This window comes from Bradyrhizobium sp. SZCCHNRI1009 (genome assembly GCF_032487575.1).
Lineage (GTDB): Bacteria > Pseudomonadota > Alphaproteobacteria > Rhizobiales > Xanthobacteraceae > Bradyrhizobium.
Genome location: NZ_JAUEUL010000008.1, coordinates 211,492 through 228,503 on the forward strand (window position 1 = coordinate 211,492; position 17,012 = coordinate 228,503).

General features: G+C 66.8%; 19 protein-coding genes. 10 read left to right on the plus strand and 9 right to left on the minus strand.

The window, feature by feature from the left end:
* Window positions 1-158 precede the first annotated feature (158 nt).
* The 3 genes from moaA to QX010_RS16740 form a co-directional block, all read right to left on the minus strand.
* The gene (gene moaA, locus QX010_RS16730) at window positions 159-1,190 is read right to left on the minus strand and encodes a GTP 3',8-cyclase MoaA (RefSeq protein ID WP_316180655.1); all 1,032 of its coding nucleotides are present in this window, start codon (window positions 1,188-1,190) and stop codon (window positions 159-161) included.
* A gap of 236 nt (window positions 1,191-1,426) precedes the next feature.
* A complete protein-coding gene (locus tag QX010_RS16735) occupies window positions 1,427-1,819 on the minus strand; it encodes a hypothetical protein (protein WP_315803169.1) in 393 nt (130 codons plus the stop codon).
* Window positions 1,820-2,085: 266 nt separating this feature from the next.
* Complete coding sequence (locus tag QX010_RS16740; protein WP_316180657.1) at window positions 2,086-2,772, minus strand: HAD-IA family hydrolase; 687 nt, start codon at window positions 2,770-2,772, stop codon at window positions 2,086-2,088.
* A gap of 173 nt (window positions 2,773-2,945) precedes the next feature.
* Between QX010_RS16740 and rpiA the strand changes: the two genes are divergently transcribed.
* The 5 genes from rpiA (at window position 2,946) to QX010_RS16765 (ending at window position 7,866) form a co-directional block, all read left to right on the plus strand.
* Window positions 2,946-3,638, plus strand: coding sequence for a ribose-5-phosphate isomerase RpiA (rpiA, locus tag QX010_RS16745; protein ID WP_315803170.1), 693 nt, complete (start codon window positions 2,946-2,948; stop codon window positions 3,636-3,638).
* Between the two features lie 48 nt (window positions 3,639-3,686).
* Entirely contained in the window at window positions 3,687-4,208 is a 522-nt protein-coding gene (locus tag QX010_RS16750; protein WP_315803073.1) for a DUF2059 domain-containing protein, read from the plus strand.
* A 33-nt stretch (window positions 4,209-4,241) separates the two neighbouring features.
* Window positions 4,242-5,627: a glutathione-disulfide reductase gene (gene gorA, locus QX010_RS16755; protein WP_315803074.1), complete on the plus strand. Its 1,386-nt coding sequence runs from the start codon at window positions 4,242-4,244 to the stop codon at window positions 5,625-5,627.
* Between the two features lie 152 nt (window positions 5,628-5,779).
* Window positions 5,780-6,574, plus strand: coding sequence for a DUF4336 domain-containing protein (locus tag QX010_RS16760; protein ID WP_316180659.1), 795 nt, complete (start codon window positions 5,780-5,782; stop codon window positions 6,572-6,574).
* Between the two features lie 68 nt (window positions 6,575-6,642).
* On the plus strand, window positions 6,643-7,866 hold the full coding sequence (locus tag QX010_RS16765; RefSeq protein ID WP_316180661.1) for a caspase family protein: 1,224 nt from the start codon (window positions 6,643-6,645) through the stop codon (window positions 7,864-7,866).
* Between the two features lie 85 nt (window positions 7,867-7,951).
* Here the strand turns inward: QX010_RS16765 and QX010_RS16770 are convergent, their stop codons facing one another.
* The 4 genes from QX010_RS16770 to QX010_RS16785 form a co-directional block, all read right to left on the minus strand.
* Window positions 7,952-8,170, minus strand: coding sequence for a hypothetical protein (locus QX010_RS16770; protein ID WP_316180663.1), 219 nt, complete (start codon window positions 8,168-8,170; stop codon window positions 7,952-7,954).
* Window positions 8,171-8,210: 40 nt separating this feature from the next.
* Complete coding sequence (locus QX010_RS16775) at window positions 8,211-8,621, minus strand: SRPBCC domain-containing protein (protein WP_316180665.1); 411 nt, start codon at window positions 8,619-8,621, stop codon at window positions 8,211-8,213.
* Window positions 8,618-8,941 (minus strand): metalloregulator ArsR/SmtB family transcription factor, encoded by a 324-nt coding sequence (locus tag QX010_RS16780; protein ID WP_315803079.1) that lies wholly within the window; start codon window positions 8,939-8,941, stop codon window positions 8,618-8,620. Before QX010_RS16780 ends, QX010_RS16775 begins: the two co-directional genes overlap by 4 nt.
* 194 nt (window positions 8,942-9,135) lie before the next feature.
* Window positions 9,136-10,848, minus strand: a complete 1,713-nt coding sequence (locus QX010_RS16785) for a jacalin-like lectin (RefSeq protein ID WP_316180667.1) — start codon at window positions 10,846-10,848, stop codon at window positions 9,136-9,138.
* Between the two features lie 328 nt (window positions 10,849-11,176).
* Between QX010_RS16785 and QX010_RS16790 the strand changes: the two genes are divergently transcribed.
* Window positions 11,177-11,368, plus strand: a complete 192-nt coding sequence (locus QX010_RS16790; protein WP_316180668.1) for a hypothetical protein — start codon at window positions 11,177-11,179, stop codon at window positions 11,366-11,368.
* A 42-nt stretch (window positions 11,369-11,410) separates the two neighbouring features.
* Window positions 11,411-12,139 (plus strand): sulfite exporter TauE/SafE family protein, encoded by a 729-nt coding sequence (locus QX010_RS16795; RefSeq protein ID WP_316180670.1) that lies wholly within the window; start codon window positions 11,411-11,413, stop codon window positions 12,137-12,139.
* Window positions 12,140-12,215: 76 nt separating this feature from the next.
* Here QX010_RS16795 and QX010_RS16800 read toward each other — a convergent pair whose 3' ends face one another.
* Together QX010_RS16800 and QX010_RS16805 are read right to left on the minus strand one after the other, a co-directional pair.
* Window positions 12,216-12,680: a hypothetical protein gene (locus QX010_RS16800; protein WP_316180672.1), complete on the minus strand. Its 465-nt coding sequence runs from the start codon at window positions 12,678-12,680 to the stop codon at window positions 12,216-12,218.
* Window positions 12,643-13,002, minus strand: coding sequence for a hypothetical protein (locus QX010_RS16805; RefSeq protein WP_316180673.1), 360 nt, complete (start codon window positions 13,000-13,002; stop codon window positions 12,643-12,645). Before QX010_RS16805 ends, QX010_RS16800 begins: the two co-directional genes overlap by 38 nt.
* A gap of 823 nt (window positions 13,003-13,825) precedes the next feature.
* On the opposite strand from QX010_RS16805, the gene QX010_RS16810 reads away from it, so the two are divergent.
* The 3 genes from QX010_RS16810 to QX010_RS16820 are packed head-to-tail and all read left to right on the plus strand — an operon-like array spanning window position 13,826 to window position 16,998.
* Window positions 13,826-15,214: a class II 3-deoxy-7-phosphoheptulonate synthase gene (locus tag QX010_RS16810; protein WP_316180675.1), complete on the plus strand. Its 1,389-nt coding sequence runs from the start codon at window positions 13,826-13,828 to the stop codon at window positions 15,212-15,214.
* Complete coding sequence (locus QX010_RS16815) at window positions 15,214-15,567, plus strand: diacylglycerol kinase (RefSeq protein ID WP_315776898.1); 354 nt, start codon at window positions 15,214-15,216, stop codon at window positions 15,565-15,567. Before QX010_RS16810 ends, QX010_RS16815 begins: the two co-directional genes overlap by 1 nt.
* 12 nt (window positions 15,568-15,579) lie before the next feature.
* A complete protein-coding gene (locus QX010_RS16820; RefSeq protein WP_316180677.1) occupies window positions 15,580-16,998 on the plus strand; it encodes a nitrilase-related carbon-nitrogen hydrolase in 1,419 nt (472 codons plus the stop codon).
* The last annotated feature ends 14 nt before the right edge of the window (window positions 16,999-17,012 follow it).

The window sequence follows — 17,012 nt, forward strand, 5'->3', positions numbered from 1 at the left end:
GACAACGTGCTCTGGAACGCACGATCTCAGGTTGAAAGCTACGCCGCGTCGGGACGTGCCGCAAGCCGGTCATTTGTTCCTCTCCACGTCAGGGGGGCCGGCCCACTGACTGGCTCCGGCCGCGATCGGTCGCAGGCCGCGGTGGTCGAGGACTCCGGTCAGCCGCCCGTCACGCTCATGTGCCGGCTGACGCTCGGGCGGTTGTGGCGGCGGTCGATGATGAAGTCGTGGCCCTTCGGCTTCAGGCCGATGGCGCGGTCGATCGCGTCGCTCAGCTGCTCGTCGCTGGCCGAGGCGCGCAGCGGCTTGCGCAGGTCGGAGGCGTCCTCGTGGCCGAGGCAGGTGTGCAATGTGCCGGTGCAGGTGACGCGGACGCGGTTGCAGCTCTCGCAGAAATTATGCGTCATCGGCGTGATGAAGCCGATCGTGCCGCCGGTCTCGGCGACGCGGACGTAGCGGGCGGGACCGCCGGTGGTCTCGTCGAGATCGGTCATGGTGTAGGTCTGGGCAAGACGCCCGCGCAGCAGCGACAGCGGCAGATACTGGTCGATGCGGCCTTCGCCGATCTCGCCCATCGGCATCACCTCGATCAAGGTCAGCGCCATGCCCTTGCCGTGCGCCCAGTCGATCAGCGCGGGGATCTCGTCCTCGTTCATGTTCTTCAGCGCGACCGCGTTGATCTTCACGGCGAGACCCGCAGCGCGCGCCGCCTCGATGCCGGCCAGCACGCGGTCGAGGTCGCCCCAGCGGGTGATGGCGCGGAATTTGTCCGGGTCCAGCGTGTCGAGCGAGACGTTGATGCGGCGGACGCCGCAATCGGCGAGCTCCGCGGCGTATTTGGCGAGCTGCGTCGCATTGGTCGTCATCGTCAGCTCGCCGAGCGCGCCGCTCTTCAGGTGCCGCGACAGCGAGCGTACCAGGCCCATCACGTTGCGCCGGACTAGCGGCTCGCCGCCGGTGAGCCTGAGCTTCTTGACGCCCTTGTGGATGAACGCCGAGCACAGCCGGTCGAGCTCTTCGAGCGTCAGCAGGTCGGCCTTCGGCAGGAAGGTCATGTCCTCGGACATGCAGTAGAAGCAGCGCAGGTCGCAGCGGTCGGTCACCGAGACGCGCAGATAGCTGATGCGGCGGCCGAACGGGTCGGTCATCGGGCGCGTCAGGGCGGTGTCACTCAACGTCTCTGCGGTCATGGAAAGCCTTGATGGAAAGCCTTGATGGAAAGCCTTGATGGAAAGCCTTGATGCAAGCCTTGGCTGGTGGCGGCCCAGGTGGCGGCGATGCCACGCGGCGGCCGCGCAAGCGCGGCCGGATGTCGGTCTCACGACAATCTAATCATGATCGCCGCGCCTCACAATCATCGACGTTGAAACGTCGATGCTGCAATGCAGCTTCGCCTTGGCAAGGGGACGCGCGGGACGATGGCCCGTTATTGCCGTCCCGGCGCGGGGGCGGGGAAGGCGGACCCGGTGGTCGCCGGTGCTTCCGGCGCAGCGGCGGATTTCGGCGGCTTCGGCTTCTTCGGCCGCATGTGCTTGACGGCCTTGGGCGGCGCACCCGGCATCGGCTGCAGCTCGGCGACGACCGGGCTCGGATCCATCACCACCGGCGGCGAGGTGTTGAAATCGCCGGAGTTGCGGATCACCTGCACCGGGATGGTCGCGGGCTGGTACTTGTCCATCGTGAAGGTGACGCTGAAGCCCGCATCGGGCGCCGGCACCGAGACGGTGCAGGGCGTCTTGCAGCCCGGTCCGAGCGAGGTCTTGGCGTCAGCGCCCGGCGGCACGGAGTCGAGCTGCACGGGTACCTCGGGCGCGGCCATCTTGAAGCTGTCCATGGAGAAGGACGAGCAACCGGCCAAGCCGGCTCCCGCAACCGCAATTGCGATGACACGCCGCATCATGATGTCCGCCCCACAACCCTGCGGCCATCGGCCGCAATCCCAGGGCGACCATAGGAGCGTCAGAACAGCGGCGCAACTGCGGTCAACCCTATTCTCAACAGAACGTTAACGCACCCCAAGGTGCGGATTCAGGTCGATCGAGCAGGGAGTTAGGGCGCGATGCGGCAGTGGAATCGCAAGTCCGCTCAGGCGATCCGGAGCGATGGGCCGAGGGCCGTGACGGCTGCCGGCAGCTCGCGCATGTGGTCGATCAGGTGGTCCGGATTGAGCTCCGCGATCGGTACGTCGGTATAGCCGAAGGTGCAGCCGATCACCGGCACGCCGGCGCGGCGGGCGGCGCCGACGTCGGTGCCGGCATCGCCGACCATGATCGCAGCCCCGACCTCGCCGCCGGCCTGCGCGATGGTCTGGCGCAGGATCGTCGGATCCGGCTTGGCAACGCCGAACGTGTCGGCGCCGCAGATCGCGGCGAAGCGGGAGGACAGGCCGAGCTGGTCGAGCAGCCGCCTGGACAGCCATTCCAGCTTGTTGGTGCACACCGCGAACTGGCAGCCGCGGCCGGCGAGCTCGTCGAGCGCCGCCTCCAGCCCGTCGAACGGGCGCGATTCGATGGCGATGTTCTCGGCGTAGAAATCGATGAAGTCGACCGTGAGCCGCTCCATGTCGGACGGACTGGCGAAGCGGCCTTCCGCCTCCAGCCCGCGCTCGAGCAACTTGCGGGCGCCGTGACCAATCATCTTGCGGGCCGAGGCCAATGGCACCGGCCGCAGCCCTTCGCGCTGCAAGATGTGGTTCAGCGCGTTGATGAGGTCCGGCGCCGTGTCGACCAGGGTGCCGTCGAGATCGAAGACGATGGTGCTGGAGATGGCCATCGGTATCCGCTAGCGGCCGGCTCGCGTCCGTGCAAGAGCCTCGCAATGGCTTTTTGTCCGATTTCGTGGCCGGCGAGAGCTAGGCCCCGCGTCAAAACATCGCTAGATATGCGCCGGCTTTCGGCCCCGGCTTGTGGGGGCCCTGGGTGCGAAGGGCGGGTTCCTTGGTCGACATGGATGCATTGAAGCGGCAGGCGGCGGCGCGTGCGCTGGAGGAGGTCGAGAGCGGCATGAAGCTCGGTCTCGGCACCGGTTCGACCGCGAAGCATTTCGTCGATCTGCTCGGGGAAAAGGTGCGCGCCGGCCTCAAGATCGTGGGCGTGCCGACCTCGGAGGCGACGCGCGCGCAGGCGCAAGCGTGCGGCGTGCCGCTGACCACACTCGACGAGATCGACCGGCTGGACATCACCATCGACGGCGCCGACGAGATCGATCCGGCGCTCGATATGATCAAGGGCGGCGGCGGCGCGCTGCTGCGCGAGAAGATCGTCGCCAGCGCCTCGGATCGCATGATCGTGATCGCTGACGACAGCAAATGGGTGGCGCGGCTCGGCCGCTACCCGCTGCCGGTCGAGGTGGTTCCGTTCGGCCTCGCTGCGACCCAGCGCGAGATGAGTGACGCCTTCGCCACGGCCGGCGTGTCCGGGCCGATGAGCCTGCGCAAGTCCGCAGACGGCCACGTTTTCGTCACCGATGGCGGCCACTGGATTATCGACGTCCGCCTTGGGGAGATCGTGGATCCCCCGCGCCTGGCGGACCTTTTGAGCGCAATTCCGGGCGTGGTCGAGCATGGGCTGTTCATCGGCCTCGGCAGCACGGCGATCCTGGCAGGCGCACAGGGAATTCGCGTTATCCAGCGGCCCTGAGCGCGGCACGAGGCTGCGCTCAGGGCGGCAACTCACAGGAGACTTGGAATGAAGAGCGTGTTCAGAATCTTGCCGGCCGCCGGACTCGTGCTGGCCCTGGCCTCGGCAGGCCCGGTTGCGGCGCAGGGCCAGGCGCCGGCGCTGAAGCCGGCCTCGCCCGCCTGCATGGCCGGCGCGCGCGAGATTCTGGGGATGAAGAACGCGGCTGCGATGTACGCCAATGCCGTCCCCGGCATCGTGCAGCAGACCAAGCAGGCGCTGCTGCAGTCCAATCTCAACTACCAGAAGGACCTCGACGAGGTCGCCGTGGTGGTCGCGCAGACCTATGCCGGCAAGGAGAAGGAGATCGGCGAGAAGATGGCGCAGATCTACTGCAACGAGTTCTCCGACCAGGAGATCGCCAACCTCGTCGCTTTCTACAAGTCAGCCATCGGCCAGAAGCTGCTTGCGGCGGAGCCGAAGGCGATCCAGATGAGCATGCAGGCGATGAACCTGTGGGCGGCGGAGTTCTCCGACACCGTCACCGCGCAGTTCCGCGCCGAGATGCGCAAACGCAACAAGCCGATCTGAGGCTTGCGGCCGAAAGGCCAGGTCGGGGGAGCGATGGCTGAATTCGACGTCGACCTGTTCGTGATCGGTGGCGGCTCGGGCGGCGTGCGCGCCGCCCGCATCGCGAGCGGCTATGGCGCTCGCGTTGTTGTCGCCGAGGAATACCGCATGGGCGGCACCTGCGTGATCCGCGGCTGCGTGCCCAAGAAGCTGTTCGTGATCGGCTCGCATGTCCGCCAGGAGATCGCCGATGCCGCGGGCTTCGGCTGGACCATCCCGACCGCGACCTTCGACTGGCCGACGCTGATCAGGAACAAGGACAAGGAGATCGCGCGGCTCGAGGCGGCCTACACCAGCAACGTCGAGAAGTCCGGCGCCAGGATCGTCAAGACCCGCGCGGTGCTCGAGGACGCCCACACCGTGCGGCTGACGACTGGCGAGACCGTCCGCGCCAAGTACATTCTCATCGCGACCGGCGGCGCGCCCAACCACGGCACGCCGATTCCCGGCATCGAGCACGTCATCTCGTCCAACGAGGCGTTTCATCTCGACGAGCTGCCGCGCCGGATCGTGATCCAGGGCGGCGGCTACATCGCGCTCGAGTTCGCCTGCATCTTCGCCAATTTCGGCTCCGACGTGACCGTCATCTATCGCGGCGACAACATCCTGCGCGGCTTCGACGAGGACGTCCGCAAGCATGTCCGCTCCGAGATGGAGAAGGAAGGCATCACCATCCTCACGGGCTGCACCGTCACCAGCGTCGACAGGCACGGCAAGGACTACACGACCCATCTGTCGAACGGCTCCAGCATCGCCTCCGACAAGGTGATGTTCGCGATCGGCCGCCATCCGGCGGTGGCCAATCTCGGCCTGGAGAAGGCCGGCGTCGCCATCAATCCCCGGAACGGCGGCATCGCGGTCGACGCGTTCTCGCAGAGCTCGGTGCCGAGCATCTACGCGATCGGCGACGTCACCCATCGCTTCAACCTGACGCCGGTTGCGATCCGCGAGGGCCACGCCTTTGCCGACACCGTGTTCGGCGGCAAGACCGTGCGCGTCGATCACGCGGACATTCCGACCGCCGTGTTCTGCCAGCCTGAAGTCGGCACCGTCGGCCTGACGGAAACCCAGGCGCGCGAGCTTTACGACCGCGTCGACATCTACAAGACGAATTTCCGCCCGATCAAGGCGACGATGTCCGGCCGCGACACCCGCGTGCTGATGAAGCTCGTCGTCGACGGCACCAGCGACCGCGTGCTCGGCTGCCACATCGTCGGCGACATGGCTGCCGAGATTACCCAGGCCGTCGCCATCGCCATCAAGATGAAGGCGACCAAGGCCGATTTCGACGCCACCATCGCGCTGCATCCCTCGGCTGCCGAGGAGCTGGTGACGATGCGCACGGTGACCGAGCGCCACGTGCGGCAGGCGGCGGAGTAGGACGCCGTCTGCTTCTTGGCGCTCGTGCGCAGCCGGCCTCCGTAGCGACTGCGGTGGCCAGTGCTCACGGTCTGACGACGGTCCACACCATGGCCGATCGGGCTTGCCATCTTGGAGCCGTTCAGTGAACGGGCGGTTGGAGAGCGACCAGCATGTCCCAGGATGATTGCCTTGCGACCTATCCGCCGCTCAACACCCTGAAGCCCGTTGCCGAGAACATCTGGATCGTCGACGGGCCCGTGATCCGCTTCGGCATTCCCGGGCTGAAATTTCCGTTTCCCACCCGCATGACCGTGGTGCGCTGCGCCTCCGGCGATCTGTTCATCCACTCGCCCACGCCGTTGACGCCGGCGCTGCGGGCTGAGATCGACCGGGAAGGCCGCGTGCGCGACATCATCGGTCCGAATCGCATCCACTATTGGTGGATCCCCGACTGGCAGGCGGCCTTTCCCGACGCGGCGATCTATCTGGCACCTGGCATTCGCGCGCAGGCGAAGGGCCGCATCGACTTCGAGGGCAGGCCGCTGGATCGCAGCACTGGCTATCCTTGGGATGATGAGATCGCGACCTTGCCCGTCCTCGGCAGCTATATGACGGAGGTCGTGTTCTTCCATCGGCCGTCGCGCACGCTGATCCTGACCGATCTGATGGAGAATTTCGAGCCGGCCAAGATCGGCGCCGGCCTGGCGCGCTACCTGAGCTGGATCGGGGGCGTCGGTCCGCCGCATGGCGGCCTGCCGCGCGATCTCCGGCTGACATTTACCTGGCGGCACCGACGCGAGTTGCGGGCGGCGGTCGAGACCATGCTGGCGTGGCACCCCGAGCGGATCGTGATCGCCCATGGCGCCTGCCACCCGGCTGACGGCACCGAGATCCTGCGCGAGGCATTCTGCTGGTTGCTGCGGCCTCGAACGGCCGGCATGGCCTCACGAGACCGGCCGTCGTGAAGCCGTGCTTTTCTCCTCCCGCGACGGACGTATAAGCTCGTGCCATCGAGGTTGGCGAGGGCGGACGGATGCGGCAATGGATGAGGCTGGTGCTGGCCGGATGCAGCGTGCTGTTCCTATGCAGCCCGGCGCTCGCCGACACCCGCATCGCGCTCGTCATCGGCAATTCGGCCTATCGCGCCGTCAGCCGGCTCGACAATCCCAGACATGATGCCGCGCTGATGGCGCAGACGCTGGCCGGGCTCGGCTTCACCCTGGTCGGCGGCGGCGCCCAGCTCGATCTCGACGAAACCGCGATGCGCAGGGCCGTGCAGGAGTTCGGCGCCAACGCGCGCGGCGCCGACGTCGCGCTGGTGTACTACGCCGGTCACGGCGTGCAGGTGCGCGGCGCCAACTATCTGGTCCCGGTCGACGCCAATCCGACCCGCGAGGCCGACGTCGATTTCCAGATGCTCGACGTCAATGTCGTGCTGCGCCAGATGGAGAGCGCGGGCACCAAGCTGAACCTCGTCATCCTCGATGCCTGCCGCAACAATCCGTTCGGCGGCCGCGGCCTGCGCGACGCCGGCAGCGGGCTTGCGCAGATGCGCGCGCCGGAGGGCACGCTGATCTCGTTCGCGACCCAGCCCGGCAACGTCGCGCTCGACGGCCGCGACGGCAACAGCCCGTTCACGAAGGCCCTGGCCGAGACGATCAAGCAGCCGGGTCTCGACATCTTCAAGACCTTCAACCAGGTCGGCCTGGAGGTGAAGCGGGCGACCGCTGGAAGCCAGCAGCCCTGGGTGTCGAGCTCGCCGGTCGACGGCGACTTCTACTTCGCGGGCCAAGCGTTCGCGCCGGCCTCGACCGCGCAGCCGGCGCCGTCGTCATCCGATCCGGCCGAGCGGGCCTGGGCGGTGACGCAGAACACCAGCAGCATCGCCGTGCTCGAGGATTTCGTGCGCCAGTTCGGCAGCACGCCATACGGCTCGATGGCGCGCGCCCGCATCGAGGAGCTGAAGAAGACCCAGACCGCGGCGCGTCCGACCGACTCTCCGACGGAGCGCGCGCAAGCCATTCTGCCCAATCCGCACCTCGTGCCGCGCGTGGTCAAGCGCAACGTCTCGCAGGGCTATCTCAACCTGCGCAGCGAGCCCGGGCAGAAATCCAGCATCCTGACCCGCATTCCGGCCGGCGAGACCGCGATGGTCGGCGGCTGCGTGATGCCGGGCGACGGCATCAGCCGGTTTCCGTCGTGCCGGGCGGTGTGGAACGGCGTCGTCGGCTGGGTGTCGTCGAACGGGCTGGAGTGAGCAGTCCCGCACCCTCAGCGCATCGCCGCTCAGATCGCGCTTGTACACCACCCCGCTCGCAATGACGGGCCAAGCTGCTGTCTCGTCAACCGGCCTGCCGCGCGTTGCGCGGTCGTGCGAGATAGGGCAGCGCGAACATGTAAAGCCCCGTGCAGAGCAGCACGATCAGCGGGACAAGCGCGAGCAGGCCGATCCAGAAGGCCGGCTGCGTCTGCGTCATCGCCGCGATGTTGACGATGACGCCGAGCGTGAAGGCGATGGACACCCAGCGATGCACCTGCCGGATCGTGTTGCTCCAATTCATCTGTTTCTTTCCTTGATGATGAGTTTTCGTCCGGTTCGGCTCAGTCGAGCCGCGCCAGAGTCTGCTCCAGGCCGTCGAAGAACTTCGGCCAGCCGTAGCTTGCGCCCTGATAGGCGCGGGTCTGATCCGGTCCGAAGCCGGTCTGCTCCATGCGCAGATGCGTGCCCGCCGCTGTCGGCGTCAGCGTCCAGGTCACGACGCTGTCGAGGCCGAGCGCCGCCCAGCTGTAGGACAGCGTCCTGTGCGGCTCGACAGTCGTGACCTGGCAGTCGACCACGCCCCAGTCGGCCTTCAGCTTGAAGCGATGACCGGCCGCCGGCACGAAATCATTAGCCATCAGCCACTCCGCGATCAGATGCGGCTGCGTCAGCGCGCGCCAGAGCTTTTCCGGCGGATGCGCGAACTCGCGTTCGACGACGACGGTGCGGGTGTCGGGCGCGGCTTTCGTCATTGATCCATCCTGTTGAGAAGATTTTCCAGGTCATCGAACCGGCTCTCCCAGAACGCGCCCATGCGGCTGGTCCAGTCGAGCAGGGGGGCGAGCGCCTTCGGCTGCGCGCGATAATGCGTCTGGCGGCCTTCGTGGCGCTCGCGCACGAGGCCGGCTTGCTTGAGCACGCCGAGATGTTTCGACACGGCTGGTTGCGACACGCCGGCCTTGGCCGTCAGCGCGCCGACGGTCTGCTCGCCATGCCGGCACAGGCCCTCGAAAATGGCCCGCCGGGTCGGGTCGGCAAGTGATCTGAACAGGAGGTCGGGCGATCGCGCCATTTTATCCATAACCCGTTGGTTATGGATAAACTCATAACCGCAAAGTTATGAATAGGTCAAGCATGAATTCTCGTTGGAGCGATCGGTCCGCAAGTTCGACGGGTGGGGCGCGGACGGCTTCGGTGGAGTTCCGGGACCACCGCAGGATGATCCGGCCGGCGCGACCGCCCGGATCATCTGCGTTCATGGTCGGCTCAAGGCGTCAGCGTCCATTGCTGCGATCCCGCCGCCGAGGCCGAGGTGGTCAGCAGCTGGTTGCCCACGGAGGTGCCGTTCTGGCTCATGACCTCGACCGGATAGCTGCGCACCGCGATCGTGCCGGCCGCGGCGTCGTAGCGGAAACGCTGGTTGTTGTTGCCGGTGCAGGTCCAGATGACGAGTTGCGCGCCGTCGCCATAGCTGCCGTTGTTGTCGAGGCAGTAGTGCGGGTCCTGCATGCTGCGGATCATGCCGCTGGCATCGTCGTAGCTCCAGGTCTGGTTGGCGGCGCCGGTGCAGTACCACTGGACCACGGCGGTGCCGTCGGCCATCGCGCCGCCGCTGGCGTCCATGCACAGCGCCGACGTGCGATTGACGATGCGGACCGGCTGGCGCGCTGGCGCTGTGGCGGTGGGGACCGGCGCGTAGACGACGCCGAGCTTGTCGATCTCGTCGCCGGACCGGCCGTGGAAGCCGGTGATCTGCCAGCCGCTCGGTGCGGTGTAGCTGGTGCAGCTCGACGTCGTCGTGCCGCCCGACAAAGTGCGGCCCGCGCTGGTGCCGAACGCGACCCGGAAGATGCGCGTGTGGCCCTGATACTGATCACTGCACAGATTGACCGAGGTGAGATATTCGCCGCTGCCGAGCGCCAGGCTCTGCGCCGTGCCGCCGGTGCCGCCATGGCTGTAGACATAGCCGTTGGACAGCGTCAGCTCGACCTGGTCGACCCGGGCTCCGGTGCGGATGGTCAGCTTGCTCGCCACCGGGTTGGCCGGCAGCGCCGAGACGTCGTTGTAGCTCGTGCCATGCGGCCCGCCGAACTGGTCGCTCAGCCTGCGGCTCGCGGCCGTGGCGAAGCTCCAGTCGACCTCGACCGGATGATGATCGGAGAGCTGCGCGCCGTTTGAATCCAGCGCGTCCTGGCGGTCGGCATAGTTGGACGCCTGCAGGTTCAGGAAGCCGTTGTTCCGCCACAGCACCTTGTCGACGATCTCGCAATCCGGCCGCGCCGTCTGGGTATCGCCGCAGACCAGCGCATCGCCGATCGGCGGCACGCTGCCGCCGCGCACCGTCTCGATCCAGGCGTCGCTGAAACCGTGATGCAGGAATTCCCACATGTTCTGGCCGGCCCGGGTAAAGCGCGTGTTGGTGTCGCCCATCACCATGACGGCGTTGCCGGCCGAGTTCGCCTCGATGTAGCTCAGAATCTGCGCCACGTCGGACTCGCTGTAGGCGAGATCGGTGGAGGACGTGCCGGACTGGGCGTGCAGGTTGTAGAAGTCGAGATAGACGCCTTCGGCCAGCCGTGTGCGGATCAGCGAGAAGCCCTTCGGAGTCAGCGCGTCCGAATCGGCGCGCTTGGTCCAGGTCACGCGATCGAGATCGTCGAACGAATAGGCGCTGAGCGTATTCATGCCGTCGCCGATGCCGGCCGTGCCCGAGGTCGGCGTGCGATAGGGATGGTTGTCGCAGGTGTCGTAGAGCGCGGCGTGCCAGAGAAAATCTTCCTGCACGTTGACGATGCCGAACTGGCGCAGATAGCAGCTGATCACGCGCGAATGCGCGTCGCTGCCGCCATTGTAGGCGGTCGGCGTTTCCGCCACGTTGTAGGTCAGCGTGCTGAACGTTCCGTCGGCGGCGTGCAGCGCGCTGCCGAGCAGGCTGGTGCATCCAAGCGCGATTGCGCCCGCCCATAGGCGAAGTGTCATTGGTCGATTCCCCTCGATGATGCCGGATAGCGGGGCGCGCGATATCACCTGCCGCGTGTCGGCCTGATGACGGATCGATGCATGTTCTGCGCGCGGCGTGTCGGGATGGCAGATGCGAGCGGGGGTTGCGTCGTGTGCGCACGACCGATCCGCCTGCGCTCTGCGATCGACCGCGGCCATGGCAGCGGTTGCGAATGACGAGCGCCGAGGAACTGACCGACGCCGACTCCTCCTCGCCCTGCACGGAAACACGCCGCACGCCATACTCTGCTCGGGGGACGCTGAGGGGACGCTGAACTGCTAGCAAGCCCGGCATCAGGTGATGGAGATGACGGACATGCAGTCCAACGAGGCTCGGCCGCGGCGCAAGCTGCCGATGATCCCCCGCGCGGTGTTGGCCGCTAGCGTCCTCGCCGTCTTCCTGTTCCTGCACGTCGTCGCAGCCACGATGCTGCGGGGCGATGCCACGCGAAGCGGAGCGCAGGCCGATGGGACTGCAACGCTCCAGCCCTACGATTGACGATCCCCGCTCATTTTCAACTTCATCAGCCGGAGCTATTTCATGGCCGGATCAGGATCATTTCTGCTGCTCAGCGCCGCCGTTTTCTTTGGTGCCTTCGTTTCCGGCCTGGCCGGGTTCGCCTTTTCCGCCGTGGCCGGCGCGATCCTGCTGCACAGTCTGCAGCCTTTGGAGGCCGTGCCGTTGATGATGGCGTGCAGCGTCGGCGTGCAGGCGACGAACCTCTGGGCGCTTCGCAGCAGCATCCGCTGGGAGGACAGCCTCGTGCTGATCCTGGGCGGGCTGCTTGGCGTCCCCTTCGCGCTGTGGCTGCTGCACAATGCGGACGCGCGCATGTTTCAGCAGGTGTTCGGCGCGACGATCGCGATCTACGCCGGCTACATGCTGTTCAAGCCTGCGCTGGGCAGTCTTCAGCCGATGAACCGAGGCCGCACCGCGATCGTCGGCTTCGGCGGCGGTCTCATCGGTGGCCTCACCGCGATGCCGGGTGCGCTGCCGACGATCTGGTGCGAGCTGCATGGCCTGCCGAAGACCGAGCAGCGCGGCCTCGTCCAGCCGTTCATTGCCGCCATTCAGCTCGCCTCGCTCGCGGTGATGCTGGCCCGGCAGGATCTGTCGTCCAAGGTGATCATCGATCTCGCCTTGAGCATCCCGGCGCTGTTCGCCGGCACGGCGCTCGGCATCCTCGCGTTCCGGAGGATCAACGACCTCTTGTTCAGGAAGATCATCCTGGGCATCCTGCTGCTGTCGGGAGTGCTGCTGGTCGTGTGACCGGACGAAGGAACACGGTCACCGCGGCTCTGCTGCATGAACGAACGCAATTGCGTTTATGCGTTGTCCACCACCTTTACCGCATTTGGCCGCCGCAGTCCTCCGAAGCGGGATCGGCGAATTCAACCTCAGCCTTCAAGCGTTCTCCGGGGAGGCGAGGATCGCCGCGGGCGCGAGTGGCGAAAGCTACGACTGCGTTGCGCAAATGAGGCAGGGCCTGTGCGCGGAAATCTGCCAAGCACATCGTTTCCTGCCCCCGCCCACGACGGGGACTATATCTGTAGCTGTGATAAAGTTGTGCGACGTTGAAGGTGAACGTAAGTCTCAAACGGTCTGTTGACCACGACAGCTTCGATTTGACCATGAACGTGATGTCGTCGAAGCAGAAGTCGAACCAGAATTCGTTCTTCGGCACGGAGCCGAAGATGCCCCTCAGTTCGTAGCCGCTGTCAGGATCGAATACCTTGCGGCGATTTTCAGGGTCGGGGATGAACGCCAAGACGTTATTCCGGCTTGCTTCGCTGTCCACGTCGACGGTCATTGGTTGACGGATCAAGGACCTCGAGGACTGTTCCGGTCCCGATCAATCTATAGCCTTCCTGGATGCACCATTCGCGACCGGGATAGATCTGACCGTCCAGCCCCGGCCAGTTCAGGAATTGGACAACAGTCTCGATGCTTTCCCCTGGATGGAGCGCCAGACCAGCAGGCAAGTCGATGAGTCCCAGGGTCATGTTGCGATTCTCAGAGCCGAAGAAATTGTGGTTGGGACGATAGCCCGCACGAACCGGCTGCGTCCGGCCGCTATCCTCGCCCGGCAACAACCTAATTATGGCGCGGACATGGATGATGTCTTCGTGCATCGGGTTCGATCCTGGCGACATCGTAGCCGGTAAGCATGAGCGGACAAGGGGAGAGTCGACACGAGGGGCACTGCGATCGAGCGGTGTGTCCAGGGTCTGGATCGGCGTGGTCGCGGGTCGTTGCGGTCGGGCAAAGATTTGTCTTTACGAATATCAGAAATCATGCTCTATTGCGCGCATCCCGCCTCACTCGGAGGGGCGTTGCGCGCGATCGTCACGACACGCGGGGCGGGGAGCGATGGCCGCGAGGGAGCCGCAGCGTGTCCGCAAGGATGCGCGGACGAACGGCTTGGCGCGGACGTGAAGTCGCAGCGTGCTGACACCCCGACGCTGGTGTCACGTTCGCGACGGCGCTGACGCGCCGCGCGGGCAATGGTGGCCAACAAGCCCGGCGCACCAGGCAGACTGCGTATAAGCGTGAAGACCGTCGCGCAGGGAATGCCGGTTGATCGGCTGAACCTGTGGTACCTGCCGCCTGCACTTTCTTCCGCAGGCGGGCCATGGGCGAGGCCATCGTCCGGCATTCCCTGCGCCCTCCGACCTCTTGGAGGGCGAACGAGGTCCAGCATAGCTCGGGCGCAGCCGCGTCGCGGGAGCGTGTTGCATGTCTTCACCGCCGGCGGCGCGGGCTCGCGGACACGGGAGCAGGCATGCGGCTCCGGGATCACCCGGAATCTCAACTCTGGTCAGAATCCCTTCGCTGCCGCAATGGCTTGGCCGGACGACTTAAATTCCAGATGGCAGTCCGGGGGCAGGCTGTGTATAAGGCGCGCGCCGCCGTGCGGGGAACAAGTGTGCGGCCGTCCAGAGGGAGTAGAAAGCCATGACGGAGCGCTGGAGCCCGGAGAGCTGGCGGTCCAAGCCGGTGCAGCAGGTGCCCGACTATCCCGACCAGAAGGCGCTGGCCGAGGTCGAGGCGCAGCTTGCGACCTTTCCGCCGCTGGTGTTCGCCGGCGAGGCGCGCAACCTGAAGAAGGCGCTGGCGCGGGTGGCGGCCGGCGATGCGTTCCTGCTTCAGGGCGGCGACTGCGCCGAGAGCTTTGCCGAGCACGGCGCCAACAACATCCGCGACTTCTTCCGCGTGCTGCTGCAGATGGCGGTGGTCATGACCTATGCCGGCGCGGTGCCGGTGGTGAAGGTCGGCCGCATCGCCGGCCAGTTCGCCAAGCCGCGCTCCTCGCCCACCGAAAAGATCGATGGCGTCGAGCTGCCGAGCTATCGCGGCGACATCGTCAACGACACCGCCTTCACCGCCGAGGCGCGCATCCCCAATCCGCAGCGCCAGCTCGATGCCTACCGGCAGTCGGCGGCGACCTTGAACCTGCTGCGAGCGTTCGCCACCGGCGGCTTCGCCAATCTCGGCAGCGTGCATCAGTGGATGCTCGGCTTCGTCAAGGATTCCCCGCAGTCGCGCCGCTACAAGGAGCTCGCCGACCGCATCTCCGAGGCGCTCAACTTCATGCGCGCCTGCGGCCTCGACCTCGAGAGCCATCCGGAGCTGCGCGCCACCGATTTCTACACCAGCCACGAGGCGCTGCTGCTCGGCTACGAGCAGGCCTTCACGCGCGTCGATTCCACCACCGGCGACTGGTACGCGACCTCAGGCCATTTCATCTGGATCGGCGATCGCACCCGCCAGCTCGATCACGGCCATGTCGAATATTTCCGCGGCATCAAGAACCCGATCGGCCTGAAATGCGGCCCGTCGCTGAAGCCGGACGAACTGCTCAAGCTGATCGACATCCTCAACCCCGACAACGAGCCGGGACGGCTGACGCTGATCAACCGCTTCGGCGCCGACAAGGTCGGCGATCATCTGCCGGGACTGATCCGCGCGGTCCAGCGGGAAGGGCGCAAGGTGGTGTGGTCGTGCGATCCGATGCACGGCAACACCATCACCTCGACCTCGGGCTACAAGACGCGGCCGTTCGACCGCATCGTGTCCGAGGTGCGCGCGTTCTTCGCGGTGCATGCCGCCGAGGGCACCCATGCCGGCGGCATCCATCTCGAGATGACCGGCAAGGACGTCACCGAATGCATCGGCGGCGCGCGCGCGATCACCGACGAGGATCTCAACGACCGCTATCACACGGTGTGCGATCCCCGGCTGAACGCCGAGCAGTCGATCGACATGGCGTTCCTGATCGCCGAGCTGTTGAAGCAGCAGCGCGGCGGCAAGTCCGCACCGATGCCGGCGGTCGCGGGCTTCTGATGCTGCGTTTGTGGCGCGCGACGGTCAACTCGCGCAACGGCCTGGCCTTCGCGCTGCGCTCCGAGCAGGCGGTGCGCGAGGAGGTCGTCGCATTCCTGCTGGCGCTGCCGCTCGCCTATGTGATCGGCGCGACGCCGATGCGCAGCGTCGAGCTGGTCTGCGCGGTGGTGCTGGTGCTGGTCGTCGAGCTGCTGAACACCGCGATCGAGAAGCTCGCCGACCGCCTCACCACCGAGCACGATCTGCAGATCGGCCGGGTCAAGGATCTCGGCTCGGCCGCAGTCGGCGTCGCGCTGCTGATGTCGGGCTGCTTTTGGCTGTTCGCGATCGCCGAGCGGCTCGGGCTGCTGTGAATGAGTTGAGCGATGGCCGCTGACATCTTCAGGATCACGCTGGCCCAGCTCAACCCGACGGCCGGCGACATCGGGGGCAATGCCGCGAAGGCGCGCGAGGCGCGGGCGAGGGCGGCGGCCGACGACGCTGATCTCGTGGTGCTGCCGGAGCTGTTCCTGGCGGGGCATCCATCCCAGGACATGGTGCTGAAGCCGGCATTTCAGGCCGCGTGCCGGGCCGCGATCGAGGCGCTCGCGCGCGAGACCGCCGACGGCGGGCCGGCGGTGCTGATCGGCACGCCCTGGACCGAGAACGGCAAGCTCTACAATGCCTGCGTGCTGCTCGACGCCGGCCGCATCGCCGCGACGCGCTTCAAGGCCAACCTGGCCGATGGTGATCAGAAGCGCCTGTTCACGCGCGGCCCGGCGGCCGGCCCGCTCAGCGTGCGGGGCGTCCGCATCGGCGTCGCGATCGGCGAGGACATCTCGCTCGAAGACTCCTCGAACTACGAAAACGTCGTCGAGACGCTGGCGGAAACCGGGGCCGAGCTCATCGTCGTGCCGAGCCGCTCATGCTACGTGCGCAGCGGCGGCGACCGGCGCCTGTCGGCCGCCGTGGCCCGCGTCACCGAAAGCGATCTGCCGCTCGTCTGGCTCAACCAGGTCGGCGGTCAGGACGGCGAGGTGTTCGACGGCGCGTCCTTCGCGCTGAACGCCGATCTCTCGGTGGCGGCACAGCTCCCGGGCTTCGTCGCTGAAGTCGCGACCTTGGCATGGAGCAGGGGAGACGATGGCTGGCAGTGCCGGGGACCGGTCACCACGCTGATCGAGGGCGAAGAGGCGGACTACGCGGCCCGCGTGCTCGGCCTGCGCGACCACGTCGAGAAGCACGGCTTCACCGGCATCGTGCTCGGCCTGACCGGAGCCATCGAGTCGGCGCTGGCCGCAGCCCTGGCGGTCGATGCGCTCGGGTCCGGCAAAGTCCGCGGCGTGATGCTGTCCGGACCCGGCACGTCGCAGGCGTCGCTGGATCAGGCCATGGCGGTCGCGGCGCGACTCGGCTTCGCCGCCGAGCGGGTACCGATCGCGGCCGCCGTCGAAGGCTTCGAGCGCGCGCTGCCCGGGCCGCTTGCGGGAAGCGCCCGTCATCAATTGCTGGCCCGCGTCCGCGCGACGCTGCTGATGGCACTGGCGAGCCTGTCCGGCGCGCTGGCCGTTGTCGTCGGCGCCACGGCCGAGATCGGCGACGTGGCTAGCGGGTTTGCGCCGCTCGAAGGCATCGGCCCGGCACAGTTGCGTCGTCTCGCAGCATTGCGAAACCGCTGGCGGTTCGCTGACGCGCTGGGACCGTCGGGCGAGGTCATCTCGCCCGCTCTGATCACGAGTCCGCTGGAGGCGCGCGACGACCGGGCGCTTGCCGACCGCGCGTCATCAGACGCGTTCGAGGGATGACGCCCATGGCCCGG

Bases quoted from the DNA above. Each gene is read 5' to 3' on its own strand.
- moaA (WP_316180655.1), bottom strand. From the start codon at position 1,190: ATGACCGCAGAGACGTTGAGTGACACCGCCCTGACGCGCCCGATGACC.
- QX010_RS16735 (WP_315803169.1), bottom strand. From the start codon at position 1,819: ATGGCCGCGCCCGAGGTACCCGTGCAGCTCGACTCCGTGCCGCCGGGC.
- QX010_RS16740 (WP_316180657.1), bottom strand. From the start codon at position 2,772: ATGGCCATCTCCAGCACCATCGTCTTCGATCTCGACGGCACCCTGGTC.
- rpiA (WP_315803170.1), top strand. From the start codon at position 2,946: ATGGATGCATTGAAGCGGCAGGCGGCGGCGCGTGCGCTGGAGGAGGTC.
- QX010_RS16750 (WP_315803073.1), top strand. From the start codon at position 3,687: ATGAAGAGCGTGTTCAGAATCTTGCCGGCCGCCGGACTCGTGCTGGCC.
- gorA (WP_315803074.1), top strand. From the start codon at position 4,242: ATGGCTGAATTCGACGTCGACCTGTTCGTGATCGGTGGCGGCTCGGGC.
- QX010_RS16760 (WP_316180659.1), top strand. From the start codon at position 5,780: ATGTCCCAGGATGATTGCCTTGCGACCTATCCGCCGCTCAACACCCTG.
- QX010_RS16765 (WP_316180661.1), top strand. From the start codon at position 6,643: ATGCGGCAATGGATGAGGCTGGTGCTGGCCGGATGCAGCGTGCTGTTC.
- QX010_RS16770 (WP_316180663.1), bottom strand. From the start codon at position 8,170: ATGAATTGGAGCAACACGATCCGGCAGGTGCATCGCTGGGTGTCCATC.
- QX010_RS16775 (WP_316180665.1), bottom strand. From the start codon at position 8,621: ATGACGAAAGCCGCGCCCGACACCCGCACCGTCGTCGTCGAACGCGAG.
- QX010_RS16780 (WP_315803079.1), bottom strand. From the start codon at position 8,941: ATGGCGCGATCGCCCGACCTCCTGTTCAGATCACTTGCCGACCCGACC.
- QX010_RS16785 (WP_316180667.1), bottom strand. From the start codon at position 10,848: ATGACACTTCGCCTATGGGCGGGCGCAATCGCGCTTGGATGCACCAGC.
- QX010_RS16790 (WP_316180668.1), top strand. From the start codon at position 11,177: ATGACGGACATGCAGTCCAACGAGGCTCGGCCGCGGCGCAAGCTGCCG.
- QX010_RS16795 (WP_316180670.1), top strand. From the start codon at position 11,411: ATGGCCGGATCAGGATCATTTCTGCTGCTCAGCGCCGCCGTTTTCTTT.
- QX010_RS16800 (WP_316180672.1), bottom strand. From the start codon at position 12,680: ATGACCGTCGACGTGGACAGCGAAGCAAGCCGGAATAACGTCTTGGCG.
- QX010_RS16805 (WP_316180673.1), bottom strand. From the start codon at position 13,002: ATGCACGAAGACATCATCCATGTCCGCGCCATAATTAGGTTGTTGCCG.
- QX010_RS16810 (WP_316180675.1), top strand. From the start codon at position 13,826: ATGACGGAGCGCTGGAGCCCGGAGAGCTGGCGGTCCAAGCCGGTGCAG.
- QX010_RS16815 (WP_315776898.1), top strand. From the start codon at position 15,214: ATGCTGCGTTTGTGGCGCGCGACGGTCAACTCGCGCAACGGCCTGGCC.
- QX010_RS16820 (WP_316180677.1), top strand. From the start codon at position 15,580: ATGGCCGCTGACATCTTCAGGATCACGCTGGCCCAGCTCAACCCGACG.